Below are 12,896 nucleotides of genomic sequence, written 5' to 3' on the forward strand. Positions count from 1 at the left end.
AACATGCCGTCGTTCGCGGGGGGCGCAATTCTGAGAAACTTATAAGGACAGCGAAGCTTGGGCTCCGCGGACCGTGGTCCTCGGTGCGGTCTTACGAAGACCGGGGCCGGCCTTGCGGGTGTTCAACATGTTGTCAGGGCCTCCCACGCCCTTGTGATGCCCGGCGCCCCTGACGCTCCCAAAGTAGGAGGCCCCGATCGAGACTCTCCGCGCCGCCCGTGGGGAGCCGCGCGATCGATTGTTCCCGGACGTCCTTTCGGCGTCGCCATCGTCGAGGCCCCCGTATGCGTACCCTGTCGGGGGCCCGGCACGCCGGGACTGGCCGCTTGTCCTCCTCGACGGGGCGCCGCAGTCTTCGGGGTGATGATCGAGGATTTCCTTCAGCGAACGATCAAGGTCGGCGACCTGACCATCCATTTGCCGGGTGGACGGACGATGCGGGTGGGGGACGGCGCCGCGCCCACCGTGGCCATTCGGGTCAATGCGAAGGCGGTACGCGGCATTCTGGCCAAACCTTCACTCGGAGTGGGCGAAGCCTACATGAACGGCGACCTGGTGCTCGAGCAGGGGAATATGTGGGAGCTGCTGGAGATCGCCGGCCGCAGCGGCGCGCGCGCGCCGAAGCCACGTCGCGATTCCTGGGCGCAGAGGCTGAAGCGGGAGTTCAAGCGGGGCCGGCAGCAGGCGAACTCGCGCGCCGCCGCGCGCCGCAATGTGGCCCACCACTATGACCTCTCCAACGAGCTCTACCGGCGCTTCCTGGACGCCGACCTGCAATATTCCTGCGCGTATTTCGAGCGGCCGGACATGACCCTGGAGGACGCCCAGGCCGCCAAGAAGAAGCACATCGCCGACAAGCTGATGATCCGTCCCGGACAGACGGTGCTGGACATCGGTTCAGGTTGGGGCGGCCTCGCCATGACGCTGGCCCGCGACTATGGCGCCAAGGTCACCGGCGTGACGCTGTCGACTGAACAGCTGGAGTTGGCCCGCGAAAGGGTTCGAGCGGCCGGACTGGACGGCCACGTGGACTTCCAGCTTACCGACTACCGCGACGTCGATCGGAAGTTCGACCGCATCGTGTCGGTGGGGATGCTGGAGCACGTGGGGGCGCCCCACCTCTATGAGTACTTCGCGACGGTGAAGCGCCTGCTGACGGACGATGGGGTGGCGTTGATCCATTCCATCGGCCGCATGGACGGGCCCAAGGTCACCGACGCCTTCACCCACAAGTACATCTTCCCCGGCTGCTATGTGCCGGCGGTCTCCGAGATCGTGAAGCCGGTCGAGGAGGTGGGCCTGTGGATCACCGACATGGAAGTGCTGCGCCTGCACTATGCGCTCACCCTTCGCCATTGGCGGGAGCGTTTCCTCGCCGATCCTGAGATCCCCAACCTCTACGATGCCCGGTTCCGGCGCATGTGGGAGTTCTACCTGGCGGGGTCGGAGATGGGGTTCCGCTACGGCGGCCACATGAACGTCCAGATCCAGTTGGCCAAACGCCGCGACGCCGTTCCGATCACGCGGGACTACATGGGCCCCGAAGCCTCGGGTCGAGGCTGAGGATCACTCCCACACCGCCCACTCGGTAACAGATTGAGTGCAACCAATAGGGTCTCGCCGACGAGCGGACGCTCGTGTCGACCGGCCGGGACGCAACTGGGACATCGGCCAGAAGGGTCCGCGGTTCGAGTCCACTGCTCTCCACCACGCGTTTGGGGGGCAACCCTGTCCTGAGCCGTCGCGGGAGTTCCGGGGGCCCGCGAAGCGGACGACGTCGGGGTCCCTTCGCGCATGTCCGCCTTCTGGCCTGAGCCCAAGTTCCGCTTCTGGCGCCCGGCGGAACGGCGTCGCTTCGGCTACCGGCGGCTCGGCATCCTTCTCGATCGGCGGCCATCGCAGCGCCCGCGAGCTGGACGTCCTGATCGCCCGGAGTGGCCGGCCTGCGACCATCGTCAGCGACAACGGGACCGAGATGACCAGCCGGGCCATGCTGGAATGGACCAACCGCACGGGCGTCGACTGGCATTACATCGCGCCGGGCAAGCCGCAGCAGAACGGCTTCGTCGAGAGCTTCAACGGCAAGCTGCGCGACGAGTGCCTGAACGAGGAGGTCTTCGCCAACCTCGCCGAGGCCCGGGCCGTGATCGAGCGCTGGCGGCTCGACTACAACCACGTGCGCCCGCACTCGGCGCATGGCGGCCTCACGCCGGAAGCGGTGCGGCTGAACCCCGCGGCCGGCCGGCTGCGCAACTTGATCAACTCCACCGGCCGGCCGCTACCGTCGGCGCTGGAGATCAACTATCAACCCCCTGGGCTCTCACAATGATCGAGGGACCGGCGGGGGGCAGGTCACTGGCGACCCAGGTGTGGGTGGCGCGCGGCGCCGGTTTGCAGGTCGCGGCGGCCACGATCCGTCATGTGAACAACGCCTTCGTCTACGAAGGCGGAGACGACTAGGGCTCTAAGCTATCTGCTTGAGTTGAGGCTCAGGCTCCGTGGGAGCTCTGTGGGAGCCCGTTGGACGTTGCGTGTTCGGTTGCCGCCTCGCCACCCTATCTTGAGAGCCCGGAATCGAGGCTGATATCGCGCCAACGAAAGAGCCCGGCTGGTGACAGAGATGGCGTGCCTTGAAGTCTTCCACGCCTTCGAACTATCTGCAGTCAGGCTCTAGTGTTGGCGCATGAGGCCTGAGATGCCCGGGAAGAGCTTTATAACGAACAAGTATCACTGGGCGGTGAAGGATCAGCCCAAGTTTTGGGAGAGCGTGCAGGGTCTCCGCGAGGCTCTGAAGTCGGACGCCGGGGTGTTCTCGTCCGACGCCATGATCGTCTGGGCGCGGAACCTCGGCTTTCTCGACGATGAAGCCTTCGTGCAAGCCTGGGATCGGCATGCAGAGGCCCCGCACGAACGGGGCATATTGTGGCGCTCGGCCGTCCTCGTGTGGGCGGCCCGACAAGCGGTGCGGCGCGACGGCGACTTTGTCGAGTGCGGCTGCTACGCTGGAACCTCCATGAAGATCGTCTTGGACACGGTGGATCTGAGTTCACGTCAGGTGTTTCTCTACGACCTCTTCGAGCATTCGCCGGACATGGCGCACCACGCGATGCCCGATCACGGACCCGACCTCTACGATCGCGTGCGGACGCGCTTCGCCTCGACGCCGAACGTATCCGTGATCAAGGGCTTTGTTCCCGAAAGCTTCGCGTTGGGCGTACCGGACAAGATCAGCTTCGCCCATATCGACATGAACAACGCCGCCGCCGAAATCGCAGCCTTGGACGCCCTCGAGCCGAGGCTGACGCCCGGCGCCGTCATCGTGCTCGACGACTATGGCCAGCTCCCGTACCAGGCCCAGCATCTGGAAGAACGGGCGTGGTTCGCTCGCCGCGGCGTGCCGATCCTCGAGATTCCGACGGGTCAGGCCGTCGTCATCTGGTGAGCGGGTCCAGCTGCCCACAGATCCCTCGCGCCGATCGGTCTTCCTAGGCGCTCCGCGCCGTGCTTGCGCGGACGACCAGGCTGTGGGGCAGGGTGACCTGCTCCAGCGCCTCGGCGCGGCCGGCGAGGATATCGAGCAGCAGCCGCACCGCCTCGTGCCCGATGCGGTCCATCGGCTGGCCGATCGTGGTCAGGGGCGGGTCCAGGTGTCGGGCGAACCGGATGTCGTCGAAGCCGACGACCGAGACATCCTGCGGGCAGCGCAGGCCGCGTTCGCGCAGCGCCTCCAGAGCGCCCATCGCCATCTCGTCGCTGAAGCAGAACAGCGCGGTCAGCTTCGGCGCCTCGCCCAGCAGGGCCAGGGTCCGGGCTAGCCCCGACTCGATCGAGAAGTCGCCGGTCTCCACGCGGAGCGACGCGCCATGGCCGCTGGCCCGGGCCGCGGTGTGCACGCCGGTCAGGCGGTCGCGGCTGATCGGACTGGCCAGTGGGCCGGTGATCACGCCGATTCGGCGGTGGCCCAGACCATAGAGGTGCTCCATCGCCTCGGCGGCGGCGCGCTCGTTGTCGATGTGGGCGCTGGAGACGCCCAGGCCGGGGCTGAACTCGCAGCCGTTCACGATCGGCGCGCGCGGCCCCATCGTCCGCACCATGTCGGCCAGGCTCTCCGGCAGCCGGTGGCCGAGGAAGATCAGGCCATCCGCCTCCTTTCGCCGGAGCATTTCTCCATAACGGTCCTCGCGCTCGGCCTCGTGGCGGGTGTCGCCCAGCAGCACGGAGTATCCGGCCGCCTGGGCGGCTTGTTCGACGCCGCGGATCACCTGGGAGAAGAACGGGTTGGAGATGTCCGGGACCGTCACCAGGATCTTCTCGGTGCGCAGCGTGCGCAGCATCTTGGCCGCCTGGTTCGGCGCATAGCCCAACGCCGTCACCGCCGTGATCACCTTCTGGCGCGTCGCCTCGGCGACCAGCTCGGGCGCGCTCAATACGCGCGATACCGTCGCGGTGGAGACACCGGCGCTCCGAGCGACGTCCTGAATCGTGGCCATGGCCGACACTGGCCATACGCTCCCGTCAATTCAAGGCGCACGGCGCCCGATCCGAGCGGCCGTTGGGCGGTTGCCTGCGTCAACCGGCTTTGCTATCCGTGAAATCGATTACATCGCGTGGACGGGGGCAATCCAAAAAAGCTCCCGCCGCCGGTCCGCCCGGGGAGGGGCCAAAGGCATGACGGCGCAGGCGCGGCTCTTCCTGATGATGGTGCTCCAGCTCGCCGTATGGGGCGCCTGGGCGCCGAAGCTGTTCCCCTACATGGGCATGCTGGGCTTCGCGCCCTGGCAGCAGTCGCTCGTCGGCAGCTCCTGGGGCGTCGCGGCGCTGGCGGGCATCTTCTTCTCCAACCAGTTCGCGGACCGCAATTTCGCGGCCGAACGGTTCATGGCGGTCAGCCACCTGCTGGGCGGTCTCGCGCTCGTGGGCTGCGCCTTCGCCACCGGCTTCTGGCCGTTCTTCGCCTGCTACCTGGCCTTCAGCCTGGTCTATGTGCCGACCCTGTCGGTCTCCAATTCCATCGCCTTCGCCAACCTGCCCAATGCGGCGCGGGACTTCGGGGCGGTGCGCATGGGCGGCACCGTCGGCTGGATGCTGGTGAGCTGGCCCTTCGTCTTCCTGCTGGGAGCCCATTCTGGGCCGGAGCAGGTGCGGTGGATCTTCCTGGTCGCCGCGATCGTCTCGTTCGTCCTGGCCGCCTACAGCCTGACCCTGCCGCACACGCCGCCCAAGCGCGACGCCGCGGGCGCCGATCCGCTGGCCTGGCGCGAGGCGCTGAAGCTGCTGCGCGTGCCGTTCGTGGCGGTGCTGTTCCTGGTCACCTTCATCGATAGCGTGATCCACAACGGCTATTTCGTCATGGCCGACGCCTTCCTGACCGACCGCGTCGGAATTGCCGGCAACCTCAGCATGGTGGTGCTGAGCCTGGGTCAGCTGGCCGAGATCGTGACCATGTTCGTGCTCGGGGGCGTACTCATCCGCCTCGGCTGGAAGGTCACAATGATCGTCGGCATCCTGGGCCACGCGGCGCGGTTCGCCGTGTTCGCCTTCTTCGCCGACAGCATCCCCACCATCGTGGCGGTCCAGTTGCTGCACGGCGTCTGCTACGCCTTCTTCTTCGCTACCGTGTACATCTTCGTGGACGCCGCCTTCCCAAAGGACGTTCGCTCCAGCGCCCAGGGCTTGTTCAACCTGTTGATCCTGGGCGTGGGCAATGTGGTGGCGAGCTTCCTGTTCCCGTCCCTGATGGGACGGCTGCGCACCGGCGACGGCGCGGTCGATTACCAGAGCCTGTTCCTGGTCCCGACGGGCATGGCGCTGGTCGCCGTCCTGCTGCTGGCCCTGTTCTTCCGGCCGCCCACCCGCGCACCTGAAGCCGTGGCGGCGGCATGACCGCCCAAACCGAAGGAGACGCCCCTTGCGCCCCACCTCGACCGACCTCCACAGGCGCGCCTTCCTCGCGGCCGGCGTCGCGGCCATGACCGCCGGCGGAGCCTCGGCGGCGGCTCAGCCGTTCTTCAAGCGCCACGGCCTGCCGATCGGCATCCAACTCTACACCCTGGCCCCCGACGCGGCGAAGGACCTGGACGGGGCGCTGAAGGCGGTCGCCGGCATCGGCTACAAGTCGGTCGAACTCCACGGCCTGCTCGGCCGGACGGGCGCCCAGATGAGAAGCGCCCTGGATGGCGCAGGGCTCGTGTGCACCGACATCCACGTGCAGGGCCGCGGCCAGCTGGATGGCGACCTCGCCAAGCTGGTGGGCGAACTCAAGGCGATCGGCGTCAAGACGGCCATCATGCCCAGCCCCTACATCCCCGACCGGTTGCAGGGAAAGGGTCTGCGGGAGGTGCTCACCCAGCTGACCGCCGACGACTGGAAGATGAACGCCGCCTTCCTCAACGAGAAGGCGGTCGTCCTGGCGAAGTCGGGGATCAGGCTCGGCTACCACAACCACAACTTCGAATTCGCGCCGCTGGGCGACACGACCGGCCTCGAGATCATGCTGAAGAACACCGACCCGAAGCTGGTGACCTTCGAGCTGGACGTCGGTTGGGTGGCCGCCGCAGGCGTCGATCCGGCGGCGTTCTTCGCCAGGCACAAGGGCCGCTTCAGCCTGATGCACGTGAAGGACATCAAGGCCGACACCCAGCCCAACTTCGAACTGAAGATGGACCCGACCGAGGTGGGCTCCGGCAAGCTGCTGTGGAAGACCCTGCTGCCCGCCGCCTACGCTGCCGGCGTGCGCGGCTTCTATGTGGAGCAGGAGCCGCCGTTCGCGCGGCCGCGCATCGAGGCGGCGAAGATCAGCTACGACTACCTGGCCGGCGTCACGGCGTGACGTCGCGCGGGCCCATCCGGCTGGCCATGGTGGGCGGCGGCCCGGGTTCGTTCATCGGGCCGGTTCACCGCATGGCCGCCGAGCTGGACGGCCGCATCCGGCTGGTGGCCGGCGCCTTCAGCCGCGACGCCACCAAGAACGCCGAGGCCGCGGGGGCCTGGGGGGTGGCTGCGGATCGGGCCTATGGCGACTACCGCGCCATGATCGCGGCGGAGGCGGTGCGGGACGACGGCGCTGAGATGGTGGCGGTGGTGACGCCGAACCACCTGCACTTCGACGTCTCGGCGACGGCCCTGAAGGCTGGGCTGCACGTGATGAGCGACAAGCCCGCGACGCTGGATCTGGCCGAGGCGAAGGCGTTGGCGGGGGTCGTCGCCGGTTCGGGCCGGCTCTACGGCCTGACACACGTCTACACCGGCTATCCGATGGTCCGCGAGGCGCGAGAGATCGTCCGCCGCGGCGACCTGGGCGCGGTCCGCAAGATCGTCGCGGAATATCCCCAGGGTTGGCTGTCGCGCCCGATCGAACGCGACGGCGACAAGCAGGCCGGCTGGCGGTCCGATCCCGCGCAATCGGGGGTCGGCGGCTGTATCGGCGACATCGGCGTTCACGCCTTTAACCTGGCGGAGTTCGTCGGCGGGGTCCGGGTCGAGCGCCTGTGCGGCGACGTTTCCACCGTCGTGCCGGGCCGCGCCCTCGACGACGATTGCAACGTGCTGCTGCGGTTCGCGGGCGGCGCGCGCGGCGTCATCATCGCGTCCCAGATCTCAGCCGGCGCGCGCAACGGTTTGAAAATCCAGGTCTATGGTGAGAAGGGCGGGCTCACCTGGAGCCACGAGCGCCACACCGAGCTGACCATCGACTGGCTGGATGCGCCGAGCCAGGTGCTGCACGCCGGCGCGGCCTATCTCAGCGCGCCGGCGCAGGCCGCGTCGCGCCTTCCCACCGGCCACCCCGAGGGCTTCGTCGAAGCCTTCGCCAACATCTATCGCGACTTCGCCGACGCCATCGGCGAGGGCCGCGCCGACGCGGGCCTGGTCCCCGACATCGCCGAGGGCGTGCGTGGCATGGCCTTCGTCGAAACCGCGGTGGCCGCCAGCCGCGCCGGCGACGGCTGGGTCGCCATGCCAAGGAGCCTGACATGAAGACCCTCAAGGGCCCCGGCATCTTCCTGGCCCAGTTCATCGGAACCGAGGCGCCGTTCAATCGCCTGGACACCATCGCGGAATGGGCCGCGGGCCTGGGCTATGTGGGCGTGCAGATGCCCACGGGCGGCGCCGATTCCTTCTTCGACCTGGAGCGCGCGGCCGAGAGCCAGGCCTATTGCGACGAGATCGCCGGCCTGCTGGCCGGCCATGGCCTGCAGATCACCGAGCTCTCCACGCACCTGCAGGGCCAGCTCGTGGCCGTGCACCCGGCCTACGACGAGCTGTTCGACGGGTTCGCGCCGGAAGCGGTGCGCGGTAAGCCCTTCGAACGCCAGGCCTGGGCCGTGCGCCAGGTCAAGGCGGCGGCCAAGGCCAGCCAGCGCCTGGGCCTGACCGCCCATGCGACCTTCTCGGGCGCGCTCGCCTGGCCTTACCTCTATCCGTGGCCCCAGCGGCCGGCTGGCCTGATCGAGGAGGCTTTCGCGGAGCTTGGCCGGCGCTGGACACCGATCCTGGACGCCTTCGAGGACGCCGGCGTCGATGCCTGCTTCGAGATCCATCCGGGCGAGGACCTGCACGACGGGGCGACCTTCGAGCGGTTCCTCGACGAGGTCGGCGGCCACCGCCGCGCCAACATCCTCTACGATCCCAGCCATTTCGTGCTGCAGCAGCTCGACTACCTGGACTTCATCGATCGCTATCACGAGCGCATCCGCGCCTTCCACGTGAAGGACGCCGAGTTCCGGCCGACCGGCCGCTCCGGAGTCTATGGTGGCTACCAGGGCTGGGTTGACCGGCCGGGCCGCTTCCGCTCGCCCGGCGACGGCCAGATCGATTTCGGAGCCATCTTCTCGAAGCTGGCGGCCTACGACTATCCGGGCTGGGCGGTGCTGGAGTGGGAGTGCGCGCTGAAGCATCCCGAGGACGGCGCCCGCGAAGGCGCCCCTTTCATCCGGGACCACATCATCCGGGTGACCGAACGGGCCTTCGACGACTTCGCCGGCTCCGGCGTCGACGCCGCCGCCAACCGGCGGCTGCTGGGGCTCTGAGCTACTTCAGCGCCTGGACCTCGATGTCCTTGAACTCGATGGGGTGGCCCTCGCTCTGCAGGGCGATGTAGCCGCCCTTCACGGCGAGTTCGCCCTTGCGCTCGGCGATCAGGCGGCGGGCGTCGGCGGCGGCCATTGGGTCGTTGGGATCCAGCTCGATATCGGCATAGCGGTGGACGACCGCGCCGTTGATCCGCTCCGTCACCTGGCCGTTCGGAAGCACTTCCAGCTCCAGCTTGGTCCAGGTCCCGTTCGGAATGGTCGGACCGGTGGACGTGGTGCAGTGCTCCGCCTGCCGGACGCCGGCCAGGGTGATGCTGACGCCTGGCGTGCAGACCGAACCTGTCGGCCGTGGCGCCGGGCCGTTCGCCCCCAGGATCTGGAACTCCACCGACACCGGGAAGGGCTGGTTCAGCCCCATGCTGTCCGGGCTCTGGCTGTGGAACATCACCCCGCTGTTGGCGCGCGCCCAGGCCGGCGTGTCGGGCAGGGGCGGCTCGAGCACGCGGTACTTCAGCCGCAGCCGGTAGGCCGTGAACGGCGTCTTGTAGAACAGGTGCCCGAACTGCAGGGCGAACTTGTCGTAGCCCGCGTACGACACCTGGATCGCGCCATCCCTGGCGATGAAGGTGTCACGCCAGTTCTCGCCGACCGGATGGCGCGCGATCTTGGCCGTCCAACCGTCCAGGGTCCTGCCGTCGAAGATCGGCTTCCAGGGCCCCGCCGCCTGCGCCGAAGCGCTGAGGGGCAGGGCCGCCCAGGCCAGGGCCGCCGCCGCAATCCTTCCACAGGCCCATGTCATTCAGCGTCTCCCGAAACGTTGTTGTTCGCTTGCAGTGTAATCGATTTCATGGAACCTAGAAGCCAACGATCGCTGCCGACCGACCACTCCGGATCAGGCCGCTGAAGGGGAGGGGACATGGCCAATCTCAACGCTCGATGGCGAAAAGAGAACACCTACGACGCGATCGTCGTCGGCAGCGGTATCACCGGCGGCTGGGCCGCCAAGGAACTGACCGAAAAGGGCCTCAAGACCCTGGTGCTCGAGCGCGGCCCGATGGTGCGTCATATCGAGGACTACCCCACGGCCCAGACCAATCCGTGGGAGGCCAAGTACCCGCGCGGCAAGCTGCCGCCAGCGGAGATGAGGGCCCACTATCCCGTCCAGGGCCGCACGGGTTACGCCGTCACCGAATACTCCAAGCACTTCTTCATCAAGGATGACGAGAACCCCTACACCGAGGACAAGCCCTTCGATTGGATCCGAGGCCACCACGTCGGCGGCCGCTCGCTGACCTGGGGCCGTCAGACCTATCGCCACAGCGACCTCGACTTCGAGGCCAACGCGCGCGAGGGGATCGCCGTCGACTGGCCGATCCGGTACGCGGACCTCGCCCCTTGGTACGACTACGTCGAGCGCTTCATCGGGGTCAGCGGCCAGGCCGAGGGCCTGCCGCAGCTTCCGGACGGCCAGTTCCAGCCGCCGATGGAGATGAACTGCGTCGAGAGGGACTTCAAGAAGGCGGCCGAGGCGCGCTTTCCCGAGCGCCGGATCACCATAGGCCGCTGCGCCCACCTGACCGCGCCCACCGAGGAGCAGCTCGCGTTGGGCCGGGGCAAGTGCCAGAATCGCAACCTCTGCGTTCGGGGCTGCCCGTTCGGCGCCTATTTCAGCTCCAACTCGGCGACCCTGGTGGCGGCCGAGCGCACCGGCAACCTGAAGATCCGGCCGGGCTCCATCGTCACCTCGCTGATCCTGGAGCCGAAGACCAACAAGGCGACGGGCGTGCGCGTCATCGACGAGCAGACCGGCGAGGAGAGCGAGTTCTACGCCGCTGTCGTCTTCCTCTGCGCCTCCGCGCTCAGCACCGCCTGGATCATGCTGAACTCCACCAGCAAGCGGTTCCCGAACGGCTTCGGCAACGGCAGCGACCAGTTGGGCCGCAATGTCATGGACCACCACCTGGGCGTCGGCGCCCAGGCCGAGGTCCCGGGTTATCTGGAGATGTACTATTCGGGGCGGCGGCCGAACGGAATCTATGTCCCGCGCTTCCGCAACCTCGGCGACAAGGCCACCGCGCGCTCCGACTTCACCCGGGGCTTCGGCTACCAGGGCGGGGCGGCGCGCCAGGGCTGGGATCGCAGCCTGACCGGTGGCGGCTTGGGGGCCGAACGCAAGGCGGCGCTCAGCCAGCCGGGACCCTGGGTCATGCGTCTCGGCGGCTTCGGCGAGATCCTGCCGTACGCCGACAACCGGGTGACCCTGAACCCGGCGGTGAAGGACAAATACGGCCTGCCCACCCTGACCTTCAACGTCAGCATCCGTGAGAACGAGAAGGCCATGCGCAAGGACATGGCCGCCGCTGCGGCCGAGATGCTGGAGGCGTCCGGCTTCAAGAACATCCGCGCCGGCGACACCGGCTATTCGCCGGGCCTCGGCATCCACGAGATGGGCACGGCGCGGATGGGCCGCGACCCGAAGACCTCGGTGCTGAACGCCCACAATCAGGTCCACGAGTGTACGAACGTCTACGTCACCGACGGGGCGGCCATGACCTCCGCCGCCTGCGTGAACCCGTCACTGACTTACATGGCGCTGACCGCCCGGGCCTGCGCCCACGCGGTCGAGGCCAAGAAGCGGGGAGAGCTCTAGAATGCTGCTGACCCGACGCGATGCGGCGCTGAGCTTCGGCGCCCTCTGGACCGCCCTGGTCCTGCCGGCCGGCGCCTTGGCCCAGGCGACCCCGACCTCGGCCTGGACGCCCAGGGCGCTGAGCGCCGAGCAGGCGCGCACCTTGGACGTGGTGGCCGAACTGATCATCCCGGCCACCGACTCGCCGGGCGCCCGCGCGGCCGGCGTGCCGCAGTTCATCGACCGGGCGGTCGCCGACTACTACGAGCCGGCCGACGCCGCGCGCATCAAGGCCGGTCTGGACCGGATCGACAGCGACGCCCGCGCGGCCCACGGCGCCGCCTTCGTCGCCCTGACCGGCGCCCAGCAGCTCGCCCTGTTGACCCGCTACGACACGGAGGGCCTGGCATCGTTCAAAGCCCTGAAGGAGCTGGTCACCATCGGCTATTTCACGTCGGAGCCGGGCGCGACCATCGCCTTGCGATACGATCCGGTGCCGGGCGACTACCGCGGCTGTGTGCCGCTGAAGGAGATCGGCCGCGCCTGGGCCACCGCCTAAGGCAGCGGCCGGATCTTCAGGCTGCGGAAGGCCACCGCGTCGCCGTGGTTCTGCAGGGCGATGTGGCCGGTCGGCGAGGCGGCGAAGGTGGGCCAGGCCTTGAACTTGCTGGCCGCGACCCGCGCCTTGAAGTCGGCTGAGTTCATGTCGTAGGCGGCCACCTTCACGCCGTTCAGCCAGTGCTCGACCTTGCCATGATCGACGACCAGCCGTGACTGGTTGAACTGGCCCACCGGCTTCGGCTTCGCGTTCTGCGGCGCATAGAGCGCGAAGAGGCCGCCGGCCTGCTCCGGCGGCGGCTCGCCGCGAGCGTTGTCCAGCACCTGATATTCGGGCCCGCTCTGGTAGGTCTCGTCGCCGGCCTCCGTCACATGGAACATGACGCCGGAATTGCCTCTCGGGCTGATCTTCCACTCGAAGCTCAGGTCGAAGTTCTCGAAGCTGTCCTTCGTCATGATGTCCTTGGACGTCTTCGGGTCGGGGCTGAGCGCGCCGCTCGCCGTCCAGCCCGCGTCCGGCTCCGGCGTCTTGAACCCGCGCCAGCCGGCGGTGGTCTTGCCATCGAACAGCAGCTTCCAGCCGGCCTTCTGTTCGGCTGGAGTCAGGACGTTGTCGGCCGCGAGCGCGCTGGTGGCGACGACGGCCAGGGCGAGGCCGAGCGCGAGGATCTTCATTCGTA

General features: G+C 68.1%; 12 protein-coding genes and 1 pseudogene. 10 read left to right on the forward strand and 3 right to left on the reverse strand.

Annotated elements, in window-relative coordinates; genetic code table 11:
* The first annotated feature begins 363 nt into the window (after positions 1-363).
* The 4 genes and pseudogenes from EPO51_RS16985 (at position 364) to EPO51_RS17000 (ending at position 3,442) form a co-directional block, all read left to right on the forward strand.
* The gene (locus EPO51_RS16985) at positions 364-1,563 is read left to right on the forward strand and encodes an SAM-dependent methyltransferase (protein ID WP_293352705.1); all 1,200 of its coding nucleotides are present in this window, start codon (positions 364-366) and stop codon (positions 1,561-1,563) included.
* 310 nt (positions 1,564-1,873) lie between these two features.
* Positions 1,874-2,329, forward strand: a pseudogene (locus EPO51_RS16990) (integrase core domain-containing protein); the annotation flags it as partial.
* Positions 2,326-2,460: a hypothetical protein gene (locus EPO51_RS16995; protein WP_293352707.1), complete on the forward strand. Its 135-nt coding sequence runs from the start codon at positions 2,326-2,328 to the stop codon at positions 2,458-2,460. The pseudogene EPO51_RS16990 and the gene EPO51_RS16995, both read left to right, overlap by 4 nt.
* Before the next feature lie 235 nt (positions 2,461-2,695).
* Positions 2,696-3,442: a class I SAM-dependent methyltransferase gene (locus EPO51_RS17000; protein ID WP_293352709.1), complete on the forward strand. Its 747-nt coding sequence runs from the start codon at positions 2,696-2,698 to the stop codon at positions 3,440-3,442.
* A 43-nt stretch (positions 3,443-3,485) separates the two neighbouring features.
* Here the strand turns inward: EPO51_RS17000 and EPO51_RS17005 are convergent, their stop codons facing one another.
* Entirely contained in the window at positions 3,486-4,490 is a 1,005-nt protein-coding gene (locus tag EPO51_RS17005; RefSeq protein ID WP_293352711.1) for a LacI family DNA-binding transcriptional regulator, read from the reverse strand.
* 178 nt (positions 4,491-4,668) lie between these two features.
* On the opposite strand from EPO51_RS17005, the gene EPO51_RS17010 reads away from it, so the two are divergent.
* From EPO51_RS17010 to EPO51_RS17025, 4 genes are read left to right on the forward strand one after another with little or no spacing between them, the layout of a single operon-like run.
* Positions 4,669-5,883 carry an MFS transporter gene (locus EPO51_RS17010; protein WP_293352713.1) on the forward strand — a complete coding sequence of 405 codons (1,215 nt, stop codon included), beginning with the start codon at positions 4,669-4,671 and terminating at the stop codon, positions 5,881-5,883.
* 25 nt (positions 5,884-5,908) lie between these two features.
* The gene (locus tag EPO51_RS17015) at positions 5,909-6,829 is read left to right on the forward strand and encodes a sugar phosphate isomerase/epimerase family protein (protein ID WP_363200876.1); all 921 of its coding nucleotides are present in this window, start codon (positions 5,909-5,911) and stop codon (positions 6,827-6,829) included.
* A 26-nt stretch (positions 6,830-6,855) separates the two neighbouring features.
* Positions 6,856-7,974, forward strand: coding sequence for a Gfo/Idh/MocA family protein (locus tag EPO51_RS17020; protein WP_293352954.1), 1,119 nt, complete (start codon positions 6,856-6,858; stop codon positions 7,972-7,974).
* Entirely contained in the window at positions 7,971-9,026 is a 1,056-nt protein-coding gene (locus EPO51_RS17025; protein ID WP_293352715.1) for a sugar phosphate isomerase/epimerase family protein, read from the forward strand. Before EPO51_RS17020 ends, EPO51_RS17025 begins: the two co-directional genes overlap by 4 nt.
* Before the next feature lies 1 nt (position 9,027).
* Here EPO51_RS17025 and EPO51_RS17030 read toward each other — a convergent pair whose 3' ends face one another.
* Positions 9,028-9,828 (reverse strand): 3-keto-disaccharide hydrolase, encoded by an 801-nt coding sequence (locus EPO51_RS17030; RefSeq protein WP_293352717.1) that lies wholly within the window; start codon positions 9,826-9,828, stop codon positions 9,028-9,030.
* Between the two features lie 117 nt (positions 9,829-9,945).
* Between EPO51_RS17030 and EPO51_RS17035 the strand changes: the two genes are divergently transcribed.
* Both EPO51_RS17035 and EPO51_RS17040 read left to right on the forward strand, forming a co-directional pair.
* Positions 9,946-11,679, forward strand: coding sequence for a GMC oxidoreductase (locus EPO51_RS17035; protein WP_293352719.1), 1,734 nt, complete (start codon positions 9,946-9,948; stop codon positions 11,677-11,679).
* Position 11,680: 1 nt separating this feature from the next.
* Entirely contained in the window at positions 11,681-12,217 is a 537-nt protein-coding gene (locus EPO51_RS17040; RefSeq protein WP_293352721.1) for a gluconate 2-dehydrogenase subunit 3 family protein, read from the forward strand.
* Here EPO51_RS17040 and EPO51_RS17045 read toward each other — a convergent pair.
* A complete protein-coding gene (locus EPO51_RS17045; RefSeq protein WP_293352723.1) occupies positions 12,214-12,891 on the reverse strand; it encodes a 3-keto-disaccharide hydrolase in 678 nt (225 codons plus the stop codon). The genes EPO51_RS17040 and EPO51_RS17045 overlap by 4 nt on opposite strands.
* Positions 12,892-12,896: the final 5 nt, after the last annotated feature.

The sequence above is a fragment of the Phenylobacterium sp. genome (assembly GCF_004297125.1).
GTDB lineage: Bacteria > Pseudomonadota > Alphaproteobacteria > Caulobacterales > Caulobacteraceae > Phenylobacterium.

What these genes read in the sequence shown, in the direction of transcription:
- EPO51_RS16985 (WP_293352705.1), top strand. Translation starts at nt 364, where the DNA reads ATGATCGAGGATTTCCTTCAGCGAACGATCAAGGTCGGCGACCTGACC.
- EPO51_RS16995 (WP_293352707.1), top strand. Translation starts at nt 2,326, where the DNA reads ATGATCGAGGGACCGGCGGGGGGCAGGTCACTGGCGACCCAGGTGTGG.
- EPO51_RS17000 (WP_293352709.1), top strand. Translation starts at nt 2,696, where the DNA reads ATGCCCGGGAAGAGCTTTATAACGAACAAGTATCACTGGGCGGTGAAG.
- EPO51_RS17005 (WP_293352711.1), bottom strand. Translation starts at nt 4,490, where the DNA reads ATGGCCACGATTCAGGACGTCGCTCGGAGCGCCGGTGTCTCCACCGCG.
- EPO51_RS17010 (WP_293352713.1), top strand. Translation starts at nt 4,669, where the DNA reads ATGACGGCGCAGGCGCGGCTCTTCCTGATGATGGTGCTCCAGCTCGCC.
- EPO51_RS17020 (WP_293352954.1), top strand. Translation starts at nt 6,856, where the DNA reads ATGGTGGGCGGCGGCCCGGGTTCGTTCATCGGGCCGGTTCACCGCATG.
- EPO51_RS17025 (WP_293352715.1), top strand. Translation starts at nt 7,971, where the DNA reads ATGAAGACCCTCAAGGGCCCCGGCATCTTCCTGGCCCAGTTCATCGGA.
- EPO51_RS17030 (WP_293352717.1), bottom strand. Translation starts at nt 9,828, where the DNA reads ATGACATGGGCCTGTGGAAGGATTGCGGCGGCGGCCCTGGCCTGGGCG.
- EPO51_RS17035 (WP_293352719.1), top strand. Translation starts at nt 9,946, where the DNA reads ATGGCCAATCTCAACGCTCGATGGCGAAAAGAGAACACCTACGACGCG.
- EPO51_RS17040 (WP_293352721.1), top strand. Translation starts at nt 11,681, where the DNA reads ATGCTGCTGACCCGACGCGATGCGGCGCTGAGCTTCGGCGCCCTCTGG.
- EPO51_RS17045 (WP_293352723.1), bottom strand. Translation starts at nt 12,891, where the DNA reads ATGAAGATCCTCGCGCTCGGCCTCGCCCTGGCCGTCGTCGCCACCAGC.